Source organism: Streptomyces sp. NPDC051207 (assembly GCF_040682395.1).
Classification (GTDB): Bacteria; Actinomycetota; Actinomycetes; order Streptomycetales; family Streptomycetaceae; genus Streptomyces.
Window position 1 is genome coordinate 97,085 of record NZ_JBFBAX010000019.1, and the last position, 21,854, is coordinate 118,938.

Genomic DNA, 21,854 nt, shown 5'->3' on the forward strand with positions numbered 1-21,854 from the left:
CGGATGGCGGCCGAGGCGGCGCTTGCCTCTGAACTCCGAGCGGGAGATGGCGTCCCGGGCCGGCGGTGGCTGTCCTGCTTCGGCGGTGATGCGGCCGGGAGCCGGAGTTGACGGAGGGTCAGCTGCCGATCCGGCCGCGTCGTGCTCACTGGCGTTGGCCGAGCACACAGAACTCGTTGCCCTCGGGGTCCGCCAGGACGACCCACGACTGCTCGCCCTGGCCGATGTCGACGCGCCGTGCGCCGTGCGCCACCAGGCGGGCCACCTCGGCCGCTTGGTCGTCGGGTCGGAAGTCCAGGTGCAGCCGGCTCTTGGCCTTCCGTTCCTCGTTGATCCGGACGAAGTCCAGCCCCGGCATGCGGTCCGGGGCGGGGCGGATCTCGAACTCGTCCTCCGAGGAGTGGACCACGACCCAGCCGAGAGCGTCGGCCCACCATTGCCCCAGGGCCGCCGGATCCACCGAATGAACGATTACCTGCTCCCATTCCAGACTCATTCGCCCAGCATAGAACTGGGGGCGTTCGGGCGGATCTTGGACCGCCGGACAACCATGGACAAGCACGGTGAAGCTCCCGGCGGGCCACGGCGACCTCGGCCGCGCCCGTCCGCCGGTACGCCGTCCGTCCACCGGTGCGCCGCCCGCGGCCGCGCGCCTTGGCGCAGGCCCCACCCTCGTCCCTTACCGCCCGCGCCTGTCCCGCCGTCACTTCGCGTCCGCATAGCACTCCACCACCGCCGTCGTGAACGGGAAGCGGACCGGGGTGTCGCCGAACGTGAGGCGGGCGGCCAGGTCGGCCGCCTGGCGGATGGCCGCGGCGACGGTCTCGGCCTCCTCCGTCGGGCAGTGGACGATCACCTCGTCGTGCTGGAAGAAGACCAGCTCCGCCGCCATGGACGCGCAGGTCCGGCGCAGTGCCGCGAGGAGCAGCAGGGTCCAGTCGGCGGCGCTGCCCTGGACCACGAAGTTGCGGGCGAAGCGGCCCCGGGCGCGGATGCTGGTGGAGGCGTAGCCGGGGACCCACTGCTGGGGGTCGCTCTCGTCCTCCGGGGCCGGGATGCCGGCCTCCTCCGCGTCGTCCGGGGTGCGGGCCGCGGGTGGGCAGGTCCGGCCGAGCCAGGTCCGCACCAGCCGTCCCTCCTCGCCCGCGCGTGCCGCGTCGTCCACGTACGCCACCGCCTTGGGGAAGCGGCGTCTGAGCGCGGCGAGGTTCTTCAGGCCGTCGCCGGACGTCTGGCCGTAGATCGCACCGAGTACGGCGACCTTGGCCTGGGCGCGGTCGCCGGAGAAGGCGCGGTCCGACACCGACTGGTAGAGGTCGCTCTCGCGGGCGGCCACCTCCATCAGGCCGGGGTCCCGGGAGATCGCCGCGAGCACGCGCGGCTCCATCTGGTCGGCGTCGGCGACGACCAGCCGCCACCCCGGGTCGGCGACGACGGCGCGGCGGATCACCTTGGGGATCTGCAGGCCGCCCCCGCCGTTGGTGACCCAGCGGCCGGTGACCGTGCCGCCCGCGAGGAACTCCGGGCGGAAGCGGCCGTCGCGCACCCAGTCCTGGAGCCAGGACCAGCCGTGGGCCACCCAGATGCGGTACAGCTTCTTGTACTCGACGAGCGGTTTCACGGCCGGGTGGTCGACCGACTCCAGCTCCCAGCGGCGGGTCGAGGCGACCTTGATCCCGGCCTGCGCGAAGGCCTTGACCACGTCGGCCGGCAGGTCCGGCCGCACCCGGCGCCCGAACGCGGCCGACACCTCCTCCGCCAGCTCGGCCAGCCGGCGCGGCTCGCCACCGCCCGCGTACCGCTCGCCGAGCAGTTCGTGCAGCACCTCGCGGTGCACCTCGGCGCTCCACGGCAGCCCCGCGTGGTTCATCTCCGCGGCCACCAGCATGCCCGCCGACTCGGCGGCGGTCAGCAGCCGCATCCGGTCCGGGTGCGCGGCCCGGTCGTGCCGCCGCTGCTGCTCGGCGTACACCTCGACGAGGTCGGTCAGCGGCACGTGGAGGCCCTGCGGCTCGAACAGCGGGGACTGCGCGCCCGGTTCGGCGGACCGCTGGGGCGGGTCGGGCGGTACCGGGCCGCCGCGCAGCCGGGCCAGGGCCGCCGCGGCCGACCGGGGCGTGCCGTACCGCCCCTCGTGGCCGAGCAGCAGCGTCTCCGCGTCCTCGATGTCGTAGCACCGCTCCACCCGCACCCCCGCGGCGATCAGCCGCGGATACACCTCGGCCGTCGAGCGCCACACCCAGCGGGCGACGTCCGGGCGGCTGCGGACGGCCGCCACGAGGTCCGGCTCGCGCAGCACGGGGCCGGCGGGCAGCCCGTCCGGACCGAGGGGGGCGAGCTCGGCGCCGCCGCCCTCGGTCGGCACGAGCGCCCACCGGCCGGTCATGCTGCGAGTGTCGCAGGGGGGTCTGACAGCGGCCTGCTCAGCGAGGGCGTGGGCCCGGGCGGGGCGTCTCAGGCCTGGTCCCCGCCCGCTTCCGGCGCCGTCTTCAGGAACTGCGACAGCAGCGCGGTGACGTGGTCCTCCACCGCCTGCTTGGTGACGCCGAGACCGGCCAGGACGCCCTCGCCGTTCTCGTGCTCCAGCAGGGCCAGCAGGATGTGCTCGGTGCCGATGTAGTTGTGGCCCAGGCGCAGGGCCTCGCGGAACGTCAGCTCCAGGACCTTCTTCGCCGCCGAGCCGTACGGCACCAGCTCCGGCACCTGTTCGACGGCGGGCGGGAGCGCGGCGGTGGCGGCCTCGCGCACCGACCCGAGGCTCACGCCCAGGGCGACGAGCGTCTTGCCGGCGAGCCCGTCGGGGTCCGCGAGCAGACCGAGGAGGAGGTGCTCGGGCACGCCCTCGGCGTTGCCCGCGGACCTGGCGGCGGCGTGGGCGGCCATGACCGCCTCGCGGGCCCGGGGTGTGTAACGGCTGAAGCCCTGGCCGGGGTCGAGGTCGGCGGACTCCTTCGGCACGAAGCGCTTCTGCGCCGCCTGGCGCGTGACGCCCATGCTCCTGCCGATGTCCGTCCAGGAGGCGCCCGAGCGGCGGGCCTGGTCGACGAAGTGGCCGATGAGGTGATCGGCGACCTCGCCGAGGTGGTCGGCGGCGATGACCGCGTCCTGGAGCTGTTCGAGGGGCTCGGTGTGGACCTTCTTGATGGCCGCGATGAGGTCGTCCAGCCGGATGGATGACGTGAGAGAGGGGTTCGTCGTCATGCGTCAACCGTAGGTTGACAGCCGGGTACTGTCAACCGAGAGTTGACATGCGGGGACGAGGTGCCCGCCGACCCCGTGGCACCAGGCGCGCAACGGCCCCGTGGCACGATCACCCGGTGAGCACCACCAGCACCGTCGAGCGCGCCCTGCGGGCCGCCCTCCACGACTCCGCCGACGCGTCCCTGGACACCGCCGCGTCGCTGCTCGCCGCCGACCCGGACGCGGACGCCGAACTCGCCCGTCGTGGCGAGGAGTTCGTGGCGGCGGCCTGGCGGCGCGGCTGGCAGCCCGCCGACGTCGTACGCATCGTGCGCCGCGAGCTGGACGACGTCCACGTGCGCGTGGTGTCGGCGCTGATCCGGGGGCAGGCGCCGCACGACCGGCCGCGCGGGCCGCGCTGGGCCGCCCAGCTCGACGAGCTGCCCACCGGGGCGCCGCCCCGCACCGACCGCTTCACGCACGCCACCGCGGTGCTGGAGCTGTACCGGCTGCTGCTGCGGCTGCCCGCCCTCGAACCGCTCGAGGAAGCCACCGACGAGCGGACCCGCGGGCGCCGGCCGGAATCCCGCGCGCTCACCCGCATCCGCGCCCTGCTCGCCAAGGCGGAGGCCACCGGCTACCCGGAGGAGGCGGAGGCGCTCAGCGCCAAGGCGCAGGAACTGATGGCCCGGCACAGCATCGACGAGGCCCTGCTGGCCGCCGGGGCGCCCTCACCCGACGCGCCCGGCGCCTGCCGGATCGGCGTGGAGCCGCCGTACGAGCAGGCCAAGGCGGTGCTGCTGGACGCGGTCGCCGACGCGAACCACTGCCGTGCCGTGTGGAACGAGACCTTCGGCTTCTCCACGGTCGTCGGCTTCGAGGCCGACCTGGAGGTGGTCGAACTCCTCTACACGTCGCTGCTCGTGCAGGCCCAGACCGCGATGACCACGGCGGAAGCCGCGCAGCGGGCGGGGGGACGCAAGCGGACCAAGGCCTTCCGGCAGGCCTTCCTCGCCGCGTACGCCCACCGCGTCGGCACCCGCCTGCGGGCCGCCGCCGAGACCCAGGTGACCGACGACCTGCTGCCGGTCCTCGCCTCCCGCGAGGTCGCGGTCACCGGCCGGCTGGACAGCATGTTCCCGGAGACGACCACGACCCGCCTGCGCGGCGCCCGGGACGAGGCGGGCTGGACGGAGGGGGAGCGAGCGGCCGACCGGGCGGAGGTGGGCAACCGCCCACGCCTGCGGTGACCGGGCCGGGGTCGGCGCCCGCCCGGGCCTGTGCCTGCGCCACCCGGGCGGCGGTCAACATCCGCCCGGGCCAGCGGTGACCGGGCTGGGGCTGACGCCCCGCCTGCGCTGACTGGGTGGAGGCGGGCAACCGCCTGCGGTGACCGGGGGCCGGGGCCGGCGCCCCGCCTGCACCCGCGCGCCTGTCCCGACCGGCCGGCGATCACCACCCGCCCCTGCCTACGCCCACCGAACCGAGGCCCCCGCCCCGGTCCCGGCCCGTCCCGTGCGCGTCGCCCCCGCTCAGTCCCCCGCCACCTGGAACGCCCCCACGGAGATGTCCTCAGCACCCGTTCCGGCGATCGGGCCGTACGTCCACGGGAAGCTCCGGTCGCCGGAGTCGCCGGGCAGCGCGATCTTCAGGGTGTCGGCCGCGACACTGTCCGCGGCGCCCTCCTCGCCACGCACGTACGTGATCGTGAAGGACGCCGACTGTCCCTCGGCGAGCGTCAGCGGCTGCGCCTTGGCGCCCTTCTGTGCCGGTACCTCGACGGACTCGCCGCCGGCCGAGACGGTGACGCCGGGCAGGCCGTCCAGGGTGCAGGGCCCGCCCTGGTTGGTGAGGGCGACGGGGATGTTGCCGGTGTCGCCGGCGGCGGGAGCGGCGTTCGCGGGCCCGACCTCGACACCGACCTTGCCGAGCCGGCAGGCCGCGCCGCCCTCCGCCGTACCGCCCCCGGCCGTGGCGGTCGCCTTGCCGTCGCTCCCGCTGCCGTCGCCGCCGTCACCTCCGCTGCCGCAGGCGGTCAGGAGGAGGGCCGCGGTGAGGGCGGTGACGGCGATCGGCGTGGCGCGCATGAGGTCCCCAGGATGCTCGGTCGTTGACGGTGCCAGTGGATCATCACGCACCGGGCGACGGTCCGGTCACCCGGCCCCACCGAAACACCCGAACGGCCGCGCTACGACCCCGGTCCCGCCGTGGGCAGCCCCGTCGGCAGCTTCCCGCCCTCGGACCGGGTGTACGTCTCCTCGCCGAGCGTGCCCTCCCAGGTCACCGTCAGTTTGGTCGCGTTCACGGCGCCGACCGTGCCGTTGGCCCGCTCCGTGGCGCCGTCCGTGCACTTGAGCCGGATCGACTCATCCTCGGCGGTGCCGCTGCACACAGTGCCGCCCGTCGTGAACAGCCCGGCCTGCGTGCCGTTGATCACCAGGGCCACGGCCTTGCCGTCGGTGGTGGCGAGCCAGCTGCCCTCCAGCCCGCCGGGGGAGGCGGACGCCGACGCACCGTCACTCGCACCACCGTCGCCACCGTCTGCGGACGCGGACGCGGACGCCGAGGGCGTGTCCGACGCCTTGCCCGCGCCCTCACCCCCGTCGCCCCCATCACTGCACGCGGCCAGCGCGAGCGAGCCGGCCACCCCCACGGCCGCGGCCACCACCCTCAGCGGCCGACGCGACACGGCGCCCGAGCGACGACAGAGACCGCAGAGGCCGCAGGGGCCAGACAGACATGAGACAACCCGAAGACGCGAAAAGCGCGAAAGGCATGAAAGGCGCGAAAGGCGCGAAAGACGAGGGAGGCATGAGAGGCGCGAGAAGGTCCGTGAGTTCACGGGAACTCCCAAGCGGTAGCCGGTGGTCCGGGACGAGCCCGCGGACCCGCCCCGGATCGAGCCCGTCGGCCCGGTGGCCGCAAGCTACCAGCCCCCGCGACGACCCTCCCGCGACCGCCGGGCCCGCCCCGGGCCAACCGCTCCCGCCTCGGACCCTCGGCAGCCCCGGAGAGCCCCGGTACCCCCGAAGACCCCAGGCCCCCCGGGCACCCCCGGACCGCCCCGGCCCCACCGCCGCCGCCCTTCACCAGGACGACTTGCGCACCCCCGGCAGATACCCCGCGTGCGCCTGCGACCGCAGGGAGACGCGGGACAGCCCGAACGCCCGGAAGTACCCGCGCGGGCGCCCGTCCACCTGGTCCCGGTTGCGCACGCGCGTGGCACTCGCGTCGCGCGGCTGCCTGCGCAACTCCGCCTGCGCAGCGAGGCGTTCGGCCTCCGGGGTGGACGGTCGCCGGATGATCTCCTTCAGCTCGGCCCGTCGCGCGGCGTACCGCGCGACGGTCTCCTGCCGCTTCTCGTTCTTCGCGATCTTGCTCTTCTTGGCCATCAGACCTTCACCCCCCGCGCGCGGATGCGTGCGACGGCGGCCTCGACGCCGATCGTGTCGACGGTCTTGATGCCCCGGGCGCTCAGCCGCAGCCGCACGTACCGGCCTTCGCTCGGCAGCCAGTACCGCTTGGTCTGGATGTTGGGGTCGAACCGTCGTGACGTGCGCCGATGGGAGTGCGAGATGCGGTTGCCGAAGCCCGGCCGGGCCCCGGTCAGCATGCAGTGGGCGGACATGGGTGGTGACGTACCTCTCTGCCTCAGCTTGTGTAAATGGAATTCATTTTCAGTAAGATACCAGCATGGCTCGCAACGAACTCAGGCCGGTCATCAAGCTCCGGTCCACGGCCGGGACCGGCTACACCTACGTGACCCGCAAGAACCGCCGCAACGACCCGGACCGACTGACCCTGCGCAAGTACGACCCGGTCGCCGGCCGGCACGTCGACTTCCGAGAGGAGCGCTGAACAGCCGCCATGCGCAAGGGAATCCATCCGGACTACCGTCCCGTCGTCTTCCGCGACAAGGCGGCCGACTACGCCTTCCTCACCCGCTCGACCATGACGAGCGACCGCACGATCGAGTGGGAGGACGGCAACACCTACCCGGTCGTCGACGTCGAGATCTCGAACGTCAGCCACCCCTTCTACACGGGCACCGCCCGCGTCATGGACACCGCGGGCCGCGTCGAGCGCTTCGAGCGCCGGTACGGGAAGCAGGGCTGACCCCGTGCCCGAGCTTCCCGTCGTGATCGTCGGCGGCCTGCACGCCGACGCCCGCAAGGCGGCCGTGGCACGGCTGCTGGCCGACGTGCCCGGCAGCGTCGTCCTCCACCACGACCTGGCGACGGCCGCCGCTGGCACGGTCGTACGGACCGTCCGCGACGCGCACGGCGTCGTCAGCGCCGGTGAGGCGCCGCTCGTCAACGACTGCGCCTGCTGCGCCCTGCGCGAGGACCTGGTGCCGGAGCTGGTCCGCCTCAGGGACGCGGGCACCACCCGCCTCGCGGTCGTCGAGCTGTGGGACTCCGTCGAGCCGAAGGCCATGGCGGAGGTGGTCACGGCCGGCGGGCTCACCGTCACCGGCGTGCTCACGGCCGTCGACCCGGCACTGGTCCTGCCGTACCTCGGCAACGGCGACGACCTCGCCGAGGGCGGTCTCGCCGCGGCGGCCACCGACCTGCGCACGGTCGCCGACACCTTCGCGCGCCAGCTGGAGTACGCGCCCGTGCTGGCCGTCCTCGACTCCCCGGAGGCCGACGACGAGGACCGCGAGTTGCTCGCGCAACTGCACCCGACGGCCCGTACGGTGCCGATCGGCACTGGCGGACCGGCCGGCGAGGACGCGCCGCTGGCCCGTGCCGCGCTCGCCGGTTTCGACGTGGAGGCGGCTGCCGCCGCCCAGCATCCGGCGTGCGCGCTGCTGCCCGCCGATGCCGACGCGCACGGCGTCGCCACGCTGGTCTGGCACCGCCGCCGCCCCTTCCACCCGGGGCGGCTGTACGACGCGCTGGAGGACCTGACCTGTGCTGCCGCCCGCAGCCGGGGCCGGTTCTGGCTCGCCGACAAGCCCGACGTGCTGCTGCACTGGGACGCCGCCGGGGGCGCGCTGTGCGTGGAGAGCGCCGGCCCGTGGCTCGCCGCACTGCCGGACGCGGCCTGGGAGCTGCTGCCGCCGGTGCGCCGGGCCGCCGCCGCGCTGGACTGGCACCCCGACCACGGCGACCGCTGCCAGCACCTCGTCTTCACGTCCCCCGGCCTCGACCGCGACGGGCTGGCACGGCTGCTGGAGTCCTGCCTGCTGACCGACGCCGAGTACGCCGCCGGGCGCGACGCCTGGAAGCGGCTGCCGCCCGCCTTCGACACCCTCCTGGAGGTCTGACCCCGCCATGCCCCGCAAGAGCGACCGCAAGCCCGCCAAGCCCCGGCCCAATCCCCTGGACCAGGCGGGCATCACGTACATCGACTACAAGGACACCGACCTGCTGCGGAGGTTCATCTCCGACCGCGGCAAGATCCGCAGCCGGCGCGTCACGCGCGTGTCGGCGCAGCAGCAGCGGCAGCTGGCCCGGGCGATCAAGAACGCGCGCGAGATGGCGCTGCTGCCGTACGCCGATCGCTGAGCCGGACGACCGGCCGCCGAGCCGGCTGAACGGGCGGGAGTTCCCCTGCGTGTGACTGAGGGGAGGCTCCCGCCTTTTCGCTGTCCGCCGGGCCCGTGCGGCGCGGCCCTGCCGGAATGATCAGCCGGACGATGGAACACCTGGGCGCCGTCGTGCGTCTTCCCCCGTACGCGAGGGATGCGAGCGGGATGGCCCCGGGCGGGCGCAGCACAGCAGGACGGGCCGCGCAGTCCGTGGGTGTAATCGCGGGATAACCCCCCGTGCACGTGCATATGCTCATGCAGTTGCACTTGAAACACAGCTATGATCCGGGACAGTTGACCACTGCATCTATGGCCTCACCAGCCAGTGCATCACCGGGGAGCGACCTGTGGACCACGACGTGCACGACGCCTACGAGGCGTCCGGCGTGTACAACGGCATCGCCGCCACGCAGCTGCACGGCGTGGCCTGGCAGAAGAGCCGGCACAGCAATTCGCAGGGCTCCTGCGTGGAGTTCGCGCGGCTGCCCGGCGGGGACGTGGCGGTGCGCAACTCGCGCTTCCCGGACGGGCCCGCCCTCGTCTACACGCGCGCGGAGATCGAGGCGATGCTGCTGGGCGTGAAGGACGGCGAGTTCGACCACCTGGTCCGCGGCTGACGGCGCCCGCGACCGACGGCGCCCCGTGCCGCGGGGGACCGTCAGCCGAGGGGCTGCCGCAGACGGAACAGCGCCCAGACCACCTTGCCGTTGAGGGTGCCGGCCAGCGGCTGCCAGCCCCAGCTGTCGCTGAAGGACCCGACGAGGAACAGGCCCCGGCCGGACTCCGCCGAGAAGTCGTCCGACGTACGGGCCACCGGACTGTCGATACTGGGGTCACGCACCGCGCACACCAGGCGCTCGCTCCAGCGCAGCAGGTGCAGCCGCACGGGCAGGCTCTGGTCGGCCACCCGCGGGGTGTTCGCCGGCATGGCGTGCCGCAGGGCGTTGGTCACCAGCTCGGAGACCACCAGGCACACGTCGTCCGACCGGTCCCCGGCCTCCCACTGATCGAGGGTCCTGCGGGTGAAGTGGCGTGCCTCGCGCACCGCTTCGTACCGGGCGGGCAGAGCGCAGGAGGCGGCGTTGGACACCGCCGCGGGATCAAGCGGCGGAAGGCCCTGCCGTAACGGCTCGAGCATGGTCGATCCATTCGTCCCCATGCGAGGCACTCCCCCGAGTATTCGCGGTCATAGCGATGCGGCGCGCGGTGGTGCGGAGGACCATGGTTTCGGATGGGCACAGCAGATGCAAGGGCAGATGCACGTGCACGTGACCGAAATGAACCTGCACGTACCGGTTGTTGGTTAATTTTTCCGTCATCTTCACCGCCTCTCCGCTTCGTTCCGTGTCCGACTTCCCTCACTCATGTGCCCTCTCCCGTCCCTTCCTGTGCTCATTCTTTGGCGCGATTCCCTTTCCGTAACCGGGCGAGTACTGCTCGGAGTGATTTAGTGGCAGACTTCGGCACCTGAAGACGGTTGGGGAGGCTGGCGAAGGTGAGCGCGGGAGAGCCGGGATCGGTGGTGCGGCGCATGCTGCTCGGATCACAACTCAGGCGACTGCGTGAGGCTCGGGGGATCACGCGTGAGGCGGCGGGCTACTCGATCCGCGCCTCGGAGTCGAAGATCAGCCGGATGGAGCTGGGCCGGGTGAGCTTCAAGACGAGGGACGTCGAGGACCTGCTGACGCTGTACGGCATCACGGACGAGCAGGAGCGCGCCTCGCTGCTGTCCCTCGCCAAGGAGGCCAACGTCGCGGGCTGGTGGCACAGCTACTCCGACGTGCTGCCCAGCTGGTTCCCGACCTACGTCGGCCTGGAGGGCGCGGCGTCGCTGATCCGGGCGTACGAAGTGCAGTTCGTGCACGGCCTGTTGCAGACCGAGGAGTACGCCCGCGCGGTCGTGCGGCGCGGCATGAAGGGCGCGAGCGACGCCGACGTGGACCGGCGCGTGGCGCTGCGCATGGAGCGCCAGAAGTACCTCGTCGACGAGAACGCGCCCGACTTCCACGTCGTCCTGGACGAGGCCGCCCTGCGCCGCCCCTACGGCGACCGCGAGGTGATGCGCGGCCAGTTGCAGCATCTGATCGAGATCTCCGAGCGGTCCAACGTGCGGTTGCAGATCATGCCGTTCGGCTTCGGCGGCCACTCCGGCGAGAGCGGCGCGTTCACCATCCTCAGCTTCCCCGAGCCGGACCTGTCGGACGTCGTGTACCTGGAGCAGCTCACCAGCGCGCTCTACCTCGACAAGTCCGAGGACGTCGCCCAGTACGAGAAGGCGATGAAGGAACTGCAGCACGACAGCCCGGGTCCGGACGAGAGCCGTGACCTTCTCCGCGGACTGCTCCAACTCTCCTGAAACGCAAGTACGATGACATGTGATCAGACCGTGAAGTCGATCGGGAGTCGGCTTCGTCTGCTCCGGCAGCAAGGGATTGAGGGATCACATGTCGTCCTGCTTCACCGACCTGGCTCAGCAGTTCATCGACGGTGAATGGCGCCCGGGTACCGGCTCCTGGGACATCATCGACTTCAATCCGTACGACGACGAGAAGCTGGCGTCGATCACCATAGCCACGGTCGACGAGGTGGACGAGGCCTACCGGGTCGCGGCCCGTGCCCAGAAGGAATGGGCCGAGGTCAACCCCTACGCCCGCCGCGCGGTGTTCGAGAAGGCGCTGCGGCTGATCGAGGAGCGCGAGCAGGAGATCGCCGAGGTGCTCGTCGCCGAGGTCGGCAGCACGGTCGGCAAGGCCTTCTTCGAACTGCACCTCGCCAAGGAGTTCATGCGCGAGGCGATCCACGTGGCGCTGCGCCCCGAGGGCCGGATCATCCCCTCGCCGATCGACGGCAAGGAGAACCGCGTCTACCGCGTCCCGGTCGGCGTCGTCGGTGTGATCAGCCCGTTCAACGTGCCGTTCCTGCTGTCGCTGAAGTCGGTCGCCCCGGCGCTCGCGCTCGGCAACGCCGTGGTCCTCAAGCCGCACCAGAACACCCCGATCGCCGGCGGCACCCTGCTCGCGAAGATCTTCCAGGACGCCGGCCTGCCCGCCGGTCTGCTCAACGTCGTCGTCACGGACATCGCCGAGATCGGCGACGCCTTCATCGAGCACCCCGTCCCGAAGGTCATCTCCTTCACCGGTTCCGACAAGGTCGGCCGGCACGTCGCCACCGTCTGCGCCAGGAACTTCAAGCGCTCGGTGCTCGAACTGGGCGGCAACAGCGCCCTGGTGGTCCTGGACGACGCGGACATCGACTACGCGGTCGACGCGGCCGTCTTCAGCCGCTACCTGCACCAGGGGCAGGTCTGCATGGCCGCCAACCGCATCCTGGTGGACGCCTCCGTCGCGGACGAGTTCACCGAGAAGTTCGTCGCCAAGGTCAGCGGCCTGAGGACCGGCGACCCGCGCGACCCGCAGACCGTCATCGGCCCGGTGATCAACTCCTCGCAGGCGGAGGCCGTTTCGGGAGTCGTCCGGCAGGCCCTCGCCGAGGGCGCCACGGCCCTGGTGCACGGCACGACCCGGGACAACCTGGTCGAGCCGTCCGTCCTCACCGGCGTCCCCGCCGGCTCGGCGCTGCTCCAGCAGGAGGTCTTCGGACCGGTCGCCTTCCTCATCCCGTTCGACGGCGAGGAGGAGGCGGTCCGCATCGTCAACGACACCCGCTACGGGCTCAGCGGCGCCGTCCACACCGGCGACATCGAGCGCGGCGTGAACTTCGCCAAGCGGATCGACACCGGCATGTTCCACGTGAACGACGCCACCGTGCACGACGAGCCGATCGTGCCCTTCGGCGGCGAGAAGCACTCCGGTGTCGGCCGCCTCAACGGCGAGACGACACTGGAGGCGTTCACGACGCTGAAGTGGATCTCGGTGCAGCACGGCCGGAGCACCTTCCCGTTCTGACCGCGGGGCGATCCCGGAAACTTCGGCCCCCGGGGCCATTGAGGACAGGATCTGACCTCAATGGCCCGTAGCTTCGTCGTGCCAGGCAACAGATGCCGGTCCCGACGAAAGGCAGGCCGCCCATGGTCACGCACGTTCCCCCGGAGGCCCACGGCGACGAGCGCGGCGCGCTGCTCTCCTTCCTCGCCGAGCAGCGCGGCGCGATCCGCCGGGCGGTGCTGGGGCTGTCCGACGAGCAGGCCTCGGCCACGCCGAGCGCCAGCGAGCTGTCCCTGGCCGGGCTGGTCAAGCACGTCGCCGAGGTGGAGCAGGGCTGGCTGGCCCGCGCCAGGGGCGAGGCGCCGGCCGTGCACCGCGACCGGTCGAACTGGCACGAGTGCTTCCGGCTGGCCGACGGCGAAACCCTCGCGGACCAGCTCGCGTACTGGGAGAAGGTCGCCGCGGAGACGGAGGCGTACGTCCGCTCGGTGCCGAGCCTCGACGACACCTTCGCGCTGCCGGACGAGCCCTGGTTCCCGCCCGAGAGCCGCGTCTCGGTCCGCTGGCTGGTCCTGCACCTGATCCGCGAGACGGCCCGGCACGCCGGCCACGCCGACATCGTCCGCGAGTCCCTGGACGGCAGGACGGCCTTCGAACTGGTGGCGATGGAGCAGGACACCTCCCGGGGGTGACGTCGGGGCGGCGGGCCCGCGCGGCCTAATGTGGACCGCATGTCAGCGATCCGTCTCCTCGTGCTCGGCGCGGTGCGCCAGCACGGGCGGGCCCACGGCTACCAGGTGCGCAACGACCTGGAGTACTGGGGCGCGCACGAGTGGTCCAACGCCAAGCCCGGCTCGATCTACCACGCCCTGAAGCAGATGGCGAAGCAGGGGCTGCTACACGCGCACGAGATCGCGCCGTCCACGGCGGGCGGGCCGCCGCGCACCGAGTACGAGATCACGCCGGCGGGCGACGAGGAGTTCTTCGCGCTGCTGCGCGAGGCCCTCGTCGCCCACGACCAGAAGACGGACATGAAGTCGGCGGCCATCGGCTTCATGGTCGACCTGCCGAGGGACGAGGCGGTGGCGCTCCTGAAGGAGCGGACACGGCGCATCGAGGAGTGGCGGACGGCCGTCACCGAGCACTACGTGCCCGAGAGCGGCCCCGAACAGCTGGGCCACATCGGGGAGATCATGAACCTCTGGGTCCACACCGCCGACGCCGAGGTCGCGTGGGCCCGGGGCCTGATCGGGCGGATCGAGGGCGGGGCGTACACCTTCGCGGGCGAGGGCGAGCCGTTCGTCGGCGTGCTCCGGGAGGGCGAGGAGAACCCGTACGCGACATCCGAGCGGCATCCCGGGGACGATCGTTAATCAAGTTTGACCAATGAAGGGCGCGGGAGTACCTTCGAGCAAGTAGTCAACTTTGACTAGCGAGGGAGAGTCTGTGGCCGACGCGGTGATCACCGTCGAAGGAGCACGCAAGAGATACGGCGGCAAAGCGGGCAGGGACGCGCTGGACGGGCTCGACCTGCGCGTCACGCGCGGCACCGTGCACGGCGTGCTGGGGCCCAACGGCGCGGGCAAGACGACCCTGGTCCGGGTCCTGGCCACCCTGCTGCGGCCCGACGCGGGCCGGATCGTGGTGGCGGGGCACGACGCCGTGCGCGAGGCCTACGCCGTACGCCTGAGGATCGGCCTGCTCGGCCAGCACGCCGCGCTCGACGAGGAGCTCTCAGGCCGGCAGAACCTGGAGCTGTTCGGCCGCCTGCACCACCTGGGCGCTCGCCACGCGCGCGTGCGGGCCGGCGAACTGCTGGAGCGCTTCGGCCTCACCGACACCGGGCGCAAGCCCGTCAAGCAGTACAGCGGCGGCATGCGGCGCCGCCTCGACCTGGCCGCGTCCCTGATCACCGAACCGGAGGTGCTGTTCCTGGACGAACCCACCACCGGCCTCGACCCGCGCGGCCGGGCCGAGGTGTGGGCCGCGGTCCGCTCCCTGGTCGGCGGCGGCACGACGGTCCTGCTCACCACGCAGTACCTGGAGGAGGCCGACCAGCTCGCCGACCGCATCTCGCTCGTCGACGCCGGCCGGGTCGTCGCCGAGGGCACCCCGGACGGCCTCAAGACCCGCGTCGGCGCCGACCGCATCGACATCGTGCTGCGCGACGCGGGTCAGCTCGGCGCCGCCGTCGCCCTGCTGCCCGTACCGAAGGACGAGGTGTCCGTGGACGCCGACCGCCGGCTGCTCAGCGCGCCCGTCGCCGACCGCATGGCGGCGCTGGCCGGCACCGTACGCGCCCTGGAGGAGGCCGGCATCCACGCCGAGGACATCGCGCTGCGCCGGCCGACCCTGGACGAGGTGTTCCTGCGGCTGACCGGAAACGACGGTCACGCGCGCGTGAAGGAGGCCGCATGACCACGCACGCCCTGACCGACTCCTGGACCATGACCCGCCGCGAACTCGCCCACTGGGCACGGCAGCCGGTGCAGGTCCTGGTCGGCCTCGTCTTCCCCGTGATGCTGCTGCTGATGTTCGGCCACCTCGTCGGCGGCGGACGCGGCGTCGACGGCGACTACGTCGACTACCTGGTGCCCGGCATGCTCGCGCTGACCATGGCGTTCGGGCTGGAGGGGACCATGCTGGCGGTCACCCAGGACCTCAACAAGGGCGTGATCGACCGGCTGCGGTCCATGCCCATGGCCGACGGGGCCGTCCTGGTGGGCCGTTCGGCCGCCGACATGCTCCAGTCCGTGCTCGCCCTCGCGGGAATGCTCGCCGTCGGGTACGCCATCGGCTGGCGCGCGCAGGGCGGCCTCACCGGCTTCCTCGGCGCCGTCGGCCTGCTGCTGCTGTTCCGGTTCGCCATGCTGTGGATCGGCATCCACCTGGCGCTGGTGGCGGGCCGGCCGGAACTCGTCATGGCCGTGCAGATCCTCATCTGGCCGGTCGGGTTCCTGTCCAACGCGTTCGCCGCGCCCGAGTCCATGCCTCACTGGCTCGGCACGGCCGTGCAGTGGAACCCGATGTCCCAGACCGCGACGGCCGTACGGGACCTGTTCGGCGGCCCCGGCGGGGAACCCGGCCACGTCTGGGCGGCGATCGTGTGGCCGCTCGCCCTGCTGGCGGTGTTCTTCCCGCTGGCGGTGCGCCGCTTCGCCCGGCTGAGCCGTTAGGACGCCTCGGCTTGCACCTCACGCGGCGTGAGGGCTCAGCCTGGAGGGCGTCAACCCGAAGGGAGCGGAAGTGAGCTACTCGGTGGGCCAGGTGGCCGGTTTCGCCGGCGTGACCGTGCGCACGCTGCACCACTACGACGGCATCGGCCTGCTCGTCCCGAGCGAGCGCAGCCACGCGGGGCACCGGCGCTACAGCGACGCCGACCTCGACCGGCTGCAGCAGATCCTGTTCTACCGCCAGCTCGGCTTCCCGCTCGACGAGGTCGCCGCCCTGCTCGACGATGCGGACGCGGACCCGCGCGCGCACCTGCGCCGCCAGCACGAGCTGCTGACCGCCCGGATCGAGAAGCTGCAGAAGATGGCAGCGGCCGTGGAGCACGCCATGGAGGCACGCAAGATGGGCATCGACCTCACACCCGAGGAGAAGTTCGAGGTGTTCGGGGACTTCGACCCCGACCAGTACGAGGACGAGGTGCGGGAGCGCTGGGGCACCACCGACGCGTACCGGCAGTCGCGGGAGCGGACCGCCTCCTACACCAAGGAGGACTGGAAACGCGTCAACGAGCGCTCCGACGCGATCCTGCGCCGCTTGATCGACCTCATGGACGCCGGCACCCCGGCCGACTCCGAGGAGGCCATGGAAGCCGCCGAGGCGCACCGCCGCTTCATCTCGGAGACGTACTACGACTGCCCGCACAGCACGCACACGTGCCTGGGTGAGATGTACGTCTCGGACCCGCGGTTCACCTCCACCTACGACAACAGCCGGCCCGGCCTCGCGGTCTATGTGAGGGACGCGATCGCCGCCAACGCCGCCCGGCACACGGCGTAACCGCCACGTGCCGGGCGTGCCCGCCCGGCCCAGGACCAGCACGACTTTGGCCTGGGCCGGGTACAGGGCATCCTGGGGAGTCCCGTGGAACCTGGGCCACGACGGCTGCGTTGATACTTTTGGCAGCCAGCCCCCCCAGCCCGTACCTCAGCAGCAGGAGCCACATTCCCGTGACCACGCTTGCGCTCGGCCCCGAGTGGCTCAGCCCCGACTACCTGATCTCGACCTTCAGCCTCCCCGGCATCCTGTTGATCGTCTTCGCCGAGTCGGGCCTCTTCGCCTTTCTGCCGGGCGACTCGCTGCTGTTCACGGCGGGCCTCTTCGTGGCGCAGGGCGAGTACATCAGCCAGCCGCTGTGGCTGGTGTGCTTCCTCATCGTCCTGGCCGCCGTCATCGGCGACCAGGTGGGGTACATGATCGGCAAGTTCTTCGGGCCGAGACTCTTCAACCGCCCGAACTCCAGGCTCTTCAAACAGGAGAATCTGGAGAAGGCCCACGAGTTCATGGAGAAGTACGGCCCGAAGGCCATCGTGCTGGCCCGCTTCGTCCCCATCGTGCGGACGTTCGCGCCGATCGTCGCGGGCGCCGGCCGCATGAAGTACCGCACGTTCATCACGTACAACGTCATCGGCGGCATCGCCTGGGGCACGGGCGTCACCGTCGCGGGCTACTGGCTGGGCCAGATCGAGCTCATCAGGAAGAACGTCGAGTCGATCCTCATCCTGATCGTCCTGCTCTCGGTCGTCCCGATCATCGTCGAGTACCTGCGCGAGCGCGGCAAGAAGAAGCGCGCCGCCGCCGAGGCCCCGGCCGCCGCCCCGCACCGGCCCGCCCAGCAGCAGCCCCCGGTGATGGACGACGCCACGACCCAGCTGCGCCGCGTCCCCCCGGCCCACCACGACCCCTACGGCCAGGATCAGTACCCGTACTCGCAGCAGCCGCAGCACCAGCCGCACCGGCACCCGCAGCAGCAGCCCCAGCACCCGCAGCAGCCGTACGACCAGCAGTACTACGGGACGCAGCCCCAGCAGCAGCCGTACGCCCCGCAGTACCCGCAGGGCTACGGCGGGCAGAACGGCCAGTATCCGTACAACGAGGGGTACTGAGCGCCGCGGAGCGCCACCGCGAGCCGCCGTGCGCACGGCGGCTGGCGTCGGGCATCCGGCGCCCGGTGTCCCGGCATCCGGCCGGCGCCCGGCGTTCCGGCGTTCCGGCGTTCCGGCGTTCCGGCGTCAGAATCCTCGGGTCCGCTTGGCGGCCCGCCGCTGGCCCGCCGAGCCGACCCGCAGGAACAGCCGCGAGATCTCCGACCCGAGGTTCACCCCGATCGCGATGGCCATGGCCAGCGCCACGGCCTTCGTGAGCGACAGCAGCCCCGCGTCCAGCTCGTTCTGCGAGATCGCCAGCAGACCGAAGTACGTCGCGGAACCCGGCAGCAGGGGCCCGATCGCCGCCGTCGTGTACGGCAGCGCGGACGCGAACCGGTAACGGGACAGCAACTGCCCGAACAGCCCCACCAGACCGGCCGCCACCGCCGTGGAGGCCACCGGCGAGATCCCGCCCGCGTAGTGCATCGCGCCGTACACGCACCACGCGACACCGCCGTTGAGCGTCACCAGCAGCACGGTGGCCCGCTCCTGCTGCAACAGCACCGCGAACGTCAGCGACAGCAGCATGGACGCGCCGATCTGCACCAGTGGCCGTTCCGTGGCGCTCAGCGCCGCGTCCGGGTTGAGCCCGGCGCCCAGCTTCACGCCGAAGTACAGCACCACCAGCACCCCGACGACGATGCCGACGAAGAAGTACATGACCTCCAGCAGACGGGCCGCCGCGGTGATGTAGAAGCCGGTCAGGCCGTCCTGCACGCCCGCCACCAGCGCCCGCCCGGGCAGCAGCGCGAACAGCCCGCCGGTGATCACCGCGGACGCCTTCACGTCGACGTGCGCCAGCGTCAGCGCGATGCCCATCGCGGCGGGCGGCATCGCGGCCACCGTGAACTGGTAGAACTCCGGCAGCCCGCGCCCCGCGCACAGCCACGCCAGCCGGTCGCCGAGCATCGCGCCGATCATCGCCGCGACGAACACGATCGAATCACCGCCGACGAGCACCGAGGCCGCCCCCGCGAGCAGCCCGCTCGCCGAGGTCAGCACCCACGTCGGGTAGGGGTGCCGGTTGCGCCGGATCTCCGCCAGCCGCCGGTAGGCCTCCTCCAGGGAGATGTGGGTCTCCGCGTCGGACAGGTCGTCCACCAGCTGGTACACGGCCGCGAGCCGCGTGTAGTCGGTGCCCCGGCGGCGCACCGTGCGGGACGCCGTCACCGGGTCGTCCACCAGGGACGGCTGGTGCGAGATCGACAGCAGCGTGAACGTGACGTTCGGCTCGCAGCGGTCCAGCCCGTAGGAGCGGCACACGGCGAACATCGCCGCCTCCACGTCCTCGGCGCCCTCCCCGCCCGCGAGCAGCAGCTCACCGATGCGCAGCGTCAGGTCCAGCACGCGCGGGACGGCCGGACCGGTCCCGTCCTCCGCCTTGTGCACCAGCTCCGGCGCGGGCCGCTCGGCCACCGGCATGCGCAGCATCGTGCGCATGCGGTCCTGCCACGGCACGTCCTTGGTGAGGCTGACGACCGGTGTCCCGCTCGGCGGGGTGAAGGCGGGCGGAGCCTGCCGGGCGCTGTACGTGCGCGGCGGGCTGAACGCCGAGCCCTCCGACTCGGCCGGCGCCGGCACGCCCAGCCCGTCCGGCAGGGCGAACTCGGACGTGGCCTCGGAATCGAAGCCGCCCTTGGGGACGGCCAGCCCCTGCGGAACCGCGAACTCCGACGTCGTCGACGACTCGTTGTCGACGGACGGCGCCGCGATCCCCGCGGGAGGGGAGAACCCGCTCCTGGCCTCGTCCGACTGCGGTTTGCGGTCCTCCGCGTCCGTCACGTGCGCAATGCTCCCTCTACGACACCACTGGTCGGCCCAGTGCCCAGTATGCGCACCCGCACACGAGGGGCCGCACGCGCATGCGTGCGGCCCCTCGTGTGCGGTGGCTCCGGCCGGGCTCAGTGACCGCCCTGCTCCTTGAAGCGCTTGTACGACCGCTCGATCTCCGCCTCGGCGTCCGTGCGGCCGACCCAGTTGGCGCCCTCGACCGACTTGCCGGGCTCCAGGTCCTTGTAGACCTCGAAGAAGTGCTGGATCTCCAGGCGGTCGAACTCGGACACGTGGTGGATGTCGCGCAGGTGCTCCACGCGCGGGTCGTGCGCCGGGACGCACAGCAGCTTGTCGTCGCCGCCCGCCTCGTCGGTCATGCGGAACATGCCGATCGCGCGGCACTGGATGAGGCAGCCGGGGAAGGTCGGCTCGTCCAGGATGACCAGCGCGTCCAGCGGGTCGCCGTCCTCGCCGAGCGTGTTCTCGACGAAGCCGTAGTCGGCCGGGTAGCTGGTCGAGGTGAAGAGTCGGCGGTCCAGGCGGATACGACCGGTCTCGTGGTCCACCTCGTACTTGTTCCGCGAACCCTTCGGAATCTCGATCGTGACGTCGAACTCCACCGGTGGCTCCTCCATGATCAGCACATAGTTCTGGTGGTTAAGTGTCCCTCACGCACGTGTGTGATCGCGAAAGGGGCTGGTGTCGTGCCAGAGCTGAGGCCTTGGCGATCCGCGAGAGCGCATGCGGCGCGTCTCGTGGGCGCCGTACGACCGCGTCTCGCACGGGCCGCGGCGGCCGCCGGGCCGCGGGTCGCACGGCTCGCCACGACCACGAAACCGCAGCTCACACGAGCCACGAGGACCTGGCAGTACACCGCGGGCGCCGCCACCGCCGGCCTCGCGCTCGCCGCCGGCGCGGTGACCGCCGCCGGTCCCTGGGACTCCTCGGGTCAGCGTACGGCCGAGCGGGACCGGGCGGCCGCGTGGGGGGCCACGGGTGGCGCAGATCACGGCCGCGGCCCCGCGGGCCGGGAACCGGGGGCCGCCCCCAGCGCCGCGTCCGTCCTGACCGGCCTCGGCGCCGGCACCACCGTGCGGGCCGCCCCCGACGCACCCGACGGCAGGGCGCTCGACCGCGTCCTGGAGCCGTTCCTGAAGAACCCGGCGCTCGGCCCGCGGCGCTCCGTCTCCGTCGTCGACCTGACCACCGGCAAGCGGCTGTACGGCGTCGGCGGCGGCACGCCGCTCACCCCCGCCTCCACCACCAAGATCGCCACCGCCGTGGCCGCGCTCTCCGCCCTGGGCCCCGACCACCGCCTCACCACCCGCACCGCCCTCGAACCCGACACCGGGGAACTCGTCCTCGTCGGCGGCGGCGACCCCACCCTCACCGCCCGCAAGAAGACCGGCGGCCACGCGAGCCTGCGCACCCTCGCCGCCCGCACCGCCGCCGCCCTGACCGAGCGCGGCCTGCGCAAGATCACCCTGTCCTACGACACCACGCTCTACGCCGGCCCCGAACTCCACCCGATCGGGGTCAACGACAACCTCGCCCCCGTGACCCCGCTGATGCTGGACGAGGCCCGCACGGACGACTCGACCCGCGGCCCCGCACCCCGCGTGCCCGAACCCGCCGCCGACGCCGCCCGCCGCTTCGGCGACCTCCTGAAGGACCACGGCATCAAGACCACGCCGCCCGGTCCCTCCAGGGCCACCGGCCGCGCCGAACCCGTCGCCGCCGTCTCCTCGCCCCCGCTCGCCACCCTCGTCGAACGGATGCTGACCAACAGCGACAACGACATCGCCGAGGCCCTCGCCCGCCACACCGCCGTCGCGGCCGGCGAACGCGCCGACCTCGCCGGCGCCGGCGACGCCGTCCGCGCCCGGCTCGACCGGCTCGGCCTGCCCGTCGACGGCGCCGACATCAAGGACGGCAGCGGCCTCGACCGCTCCGGCCGCCTCACCGCCGACCTGCTCACCGCACTCCTCGTCACGGCCGCCGACCCCGGCCGCCCCGCACTGCGCCCCGCCCTCACCGGCCTCCCGGTCGCCGGCTTCACCGGCACCCTCACCGGCCGCTACGAGGACGGCGCGGCCGGTTTCGTCCGCGCCAAGACCGGCACGCTGAGGGGCGTCAACGCCCTGGCGGGCACGGTGGTCGACCGCGACGGCCGGGTCCTCGCCTTCGCCTTCATGGCCTCGGGCACGACCGACCCGGGCGCCGCCCAGGAAGCCTTGGACAAGGCGGCGACGGCACTGGCGTCCTGCGGCTGCGGCTGACGTCGTGCGTCGCCGCCGTGCGCAGGCGTTGTGCGGGGCGGGCACG

25 protein-coding genes are annotated in these 21,854 nt (G+C 72.4%); 15 read left to right on the forward strand and 10 right to left on the reverse strand.

From position 1 onward, the window contains the following. Positions 1–145: 145 nt before the first annotated feature. The 3 genes from AB0M97_RS19830 to AB0M97_RS19840 all read right to left on the reverse strand — a co-directional run bounded on the left by AB0M97_RS19830 (position 146) and on the right by AB0M97_RS19840 (position 3,201). Positions 146–496, reverse strand: coding sequence for a VOC family protein (locus AB0M97_RS19830; protein WP_365962198.1), 351 nt, complete (start codon positions 494–496; stop codon positions 146–148). Between the two features lie 207 nt (positions 497–703). After that, complete coding sequence (locus AB0M97_RS19835) at positions 704–2,386, reverse strand: bifunctional 3'-5' exonuclease/DNA polymerase (protein ID WP_365962199.1); 1,683 nt, start codon at positions 2,384–2,386, stop codon at positions 704–706. Positions 2,387–2,454: 68 nt separating this feature from the next. Beyond that, entirely contained in the window at positions 2,455–3,201 is a 747-nt protein-coding gene (locus AB0M97_RS19840; RefSeq protein WP_365962200.1) for a Clp protease N-terminal domain-containing protein, read from the reverse strand. 116 nt (positions 3,202–3,317) lie between these two features. Between AB0M97_RS19840 and AB0M97_RS19845 the strand changes: the two genes are divergently transcribed. Beyond that, positions 3,318–4,430 carry a DUF2786 domain-containing protein gene (locus tag AB0M97_RS19845; protein ID WP_365962201.1) on the forward strand — a complete coding sequence of 371 codons (1,113 nt, stop codon included), beginning with the start codon at positions 3,318–3,320 and terminating at the stop codon, positions 4,428–4,430. Positions 4,431–4,712: 282 nt separating this feature from the next. On the opposite strand, the gene AB0M97_RS19850 is transcribed toward AB0M97_RS19845, so the two are convergent. The 4 genes from AB0M97_RS19850 to rpmB all read right to left on the reverse strand — a co-directional run bounded on the left by AB0M97_RS19850 (position 4,713) and on the right by rpmB (position 6,808). Then, entirely contained in the window at positions 4,713–5,267 is a 555-nt protein-coding gene (locus AB0M97_RS19850) for a DUF4232 domain-containing protein (protein WP_365962202.1), read from the reverse strand. Positions 5,268–5,368: 101 nt separating this feature from the next. After that, positions 5,369–5,845: a hypothetical protein gene (locus AB0M97_RS19855; RefSeq protein WP_365962203.1), complete on the reverse strand. Its 477-nt coding sequence runs from the start codon at positions 5,843–5,845 to the stop codon at positions 5,369–5,371. A gap of 421 nt (positions 5,846–6,266) precedes the next feature. Next, positions 6,267–6,572, reverse strand: coding sequence for a 30S ribosomal protein S14 (gene rpsN, locus AB0M97_RS19860; RefSeq protein WP_365962204.1), 306 nt, complete (start codon positions 6,570–6,572; stop codon positions 6,267–6,269). Next, positions 6,572–6,808 (reverse strand): 50S ribosomal protein L28, encoded by a 237-nt coding sequence (gene rpmB, locus AB0M97_RS19865; RefSeq protein ID WP_365962205.1) that lies wholly within the window; start codon positions 6,806–6,808, stop codon positions 6,572–6,574. Before rpmB ends, rpsN begins: the two co-directional genes overlap by 1 nt. A 65-nt stretch (positions 6,809–6,873) precedes the next feature. Here rpmB and rpmG point away from each other — a divergent pair, with 65 nt between their 5' ends. The 5 genes from rpmG (at position 6,874) to AB0M97_RS19890 (ending at position 9,333) form a co-directional block, all read left to right on the forward strand. Further along, positions 6,874–7,038 (forward strand): 50S ribosomal protein L33, encoded by a 165-nt coding sequence (gene rpmG, locus AB0M97_RS19870; protein ID WP_030361075.1) that lies wholly within the window; start codon positions 6,874–6,876, stop codon positions 7,036–7,038. 9 nt (positions 7,039–7,047) lie between these two features. Further along, the gene (locus AB0M97_RS19875) at positions 7,048–7,296 is read left to right on the forward strand and encodes a type B 50S ribosomal protein L31 (protein ID WP_365962206.1); all 249 of its coding nucleotides are present in this window, start codon (positions 7,048–7,050) and stop codon (positions 7,294–7,296) included. Positions 7,297–7,300: 4 nt separating this feature from the next. Beyond that, complete coding sequence (locus AB0M97_RS19880; RefSeq protein WP_365962207.1) at positions 7,301–8,452, forward strand: GTP-binding protein; 1,152 nt, start codon at positions 7,301–7,303, stop codon at positions 8,450–8,452. A 7-nt stretch (positions 8,453–8,459) separates the two neighbouring features. After that, the gene (gene rpsR / locus AB0M97_RS19885) at positions 8,460–8,693 is read left to right on the forward strand and encodes a 30S ribosomal protein S18 (RefSeq protein WP_365962208.1); all 234 of its coding nucleotides are present in this window, start codon (positions 8,460–8,462) and stop codon (positions 8,691–8,693) included. Between the two features lie 370 nt (positions 8,694–9,063). Further along, positions 9,064–9,333, forward strand: coding sequence for a DUF397 domain-containing protein (locus AB0M97_RS19890; protein ID WP_365962209.1), 270 nt, complete (start codon positions 9,064–9,066; stop codon positions 9,331–9,333). Positions 9,334–9,374: 41 nt separating this feature from the next. Here the strand turns inward: AB0M97_RS19890 and AB0M97_RS19895 are convergent, their stop codons facing one another. Then, positions 9,375–9,854: an ATP-binding protein gene (locus tag AB0M97_RS19895; RefSeq protein ID WP_365962210.1), complete on the reverse strand. Its 480-nt coding sequence runs from the start codon at positions 9,852–9,854 to the stop codon at positions 9,375–9,377. A gap of 393 nt (positions 9,855–10,247) precedes the next feature. On the opposite strand from AB0M97_RS19895, the gene AB0M97_RS19900 reads away from it, so the two are divergent. The 8 genes from AB0M97_RS19900 to AB0M97_RS19935 all read left to right on the forward strand — a co-directional run bounded on the left by AB0M97_RS19900 (position 10,248) and on the right by AB0M97_RS19935 (position 17,714). Further along, positions 10,248–11,072: a helix-turn-helix transcriptional regulator gene (locus tag AB0M97_RS19900; RefSeq protein ID WP_365962252.1), complete on the forward strand. Its 825-nt coding sequence runs from the start codon at positions 10,248–10,250 to the stop codon at positions 11,070–11,072. Positions 11,073–11,160: 88 nt separating this feature from the next. Further along, positions 11,161–12,621, forward strand: a complete 1,461-nt coding sequence (locus AB0M97_RS19905; RefSeq protein ID WP_365962211.1) for an aldehyde dehydrogenase family protein — start codon at positions 11,161–11,163, stop codon at positions 12,619–12,621. A 122-nt stretch (positions 12,622–12,743) separates the two neighbouring features. Next, complete coding sequence (locus tag AB0M97_RS19910) at positions 12,744–13,292, forward strand: DinB family protein (RefSeq protein ID WP_365962212.1); 549 nt, start codon at positions 12,744–12,746, stop codon at positions 13,290–13,292. A 39-nt stretch (positions 13,293–13,331) separates the two neighbouring features. Then, positions 13,332–13,973, forward strand: a complete 642-nt coding sequence (locus AB0M97_RS19915; protein WP_365962213.1) for a PadR family transcriptional regulator — start codon at positions 13,332–13,334, stop codon at positions 13,971–13,973. 73 nt (positions 13,974–14,046) lie between these two features. Beyond that, positions 14,047–15,018, forward strand: a complete 972-nt coding sequence (locus AB0M97_RS19920) for an ATP-binding cassette domain-containing protein (protein ID WP_365962214.1) — start codon at positions 14,047–14,049, stop codon at positions 15,016–15,018. Continuing rightward, positions 15,015–15,776 carry an ABC transporter permease gene (locus AB0M97_RS19925; protein ID WP_365962215.1) on the forward strand — a complete coding sequence of 254 codons (762 nt, stop codon included), beginning with the start codon at positions 15,015–15,017 and terminating at the stop codon, positions 15,774–15,776. The genes AB0M97_RS19920 and AB0M97_RS19925 overlap by 4 nt, the downstream gene beginning before the upstream one ends. Before the next feature lie 70 nt (positions 15,777–15,846). Next, the gene (locus AB0M97_RS19930; protein WP_365962216.1) at positions 15,847–16,608 is read left to right on the forward strand and encodes a MerR family transcriptional regulator; all 762 of its coding nucleotides are present in this window, start codon (positions 15,847–15,849) and stop codon (positions 16,606–16,608) included. A gap of 170 nt (positions 16,609–16,778) precedes the next feature. Then, positions 16,779–17,714, forward strand: a complete 936-nt coding sequence (locus tag AB0M97_RS19935; RefSeq protein WP_365962217.1) for a VTT domain-containing protein — start codon at positions 16,779–16,781, stop codon at positions 17,712–17,714. Positions 17,715–17,840: 126 nt separating this feature from the next. Here the strand turns inward: AB0M97_RS19935 and AB0M97_RS19940 are convergent, their stop codons facing one another. Continuing rightward, positions 17,841–19,538: a threonine/serine exporter family protein gene (locus AB0M97_RS19940; protein ID WP_365962218.1), complete on the reverse strand. Its 1,698-nt coding sequence runs from the start codon at positions 19,536–19,538 to the stop codon at positions 17,841–17,843. Between the two features lie 119 nt (positions 19,539–19,657). Continuing rightward, positions 19,658–20,149: an inorganic diphosphatase gene (locus AB0M97_RS19945; RefSeq protein ID WP_003991985.1), complete on the reverse strand. Its 492-nt coding sequence runs from the start codon at positions 20,147–20,149 to the stop codon at positions 19,658–19,660. 135 nt (positions 20,150–20,284) lie between these two features. On the opposite strand from AB0M97_RS19945, the gene dacB reads away from it, so the two are divergent. Next, positions 20,285–21,808 carry a D-alanyl-D-alanine carboxypeptidase/D-alanyl-D-alanine-endopeptidase gene (gene dacB, locus AB0M97_RS19950; protein ID WP_365962219.1) on the forward strand — a complete coding sequence of 508 codons (1,524 nt, stop codon included), beginning with the start codon at positions 20,285–20,287 and terminating at the stop codon, positions 21,806–21,808. Positions 21,809–21,854: the final 46 nt, after the last annotated feature.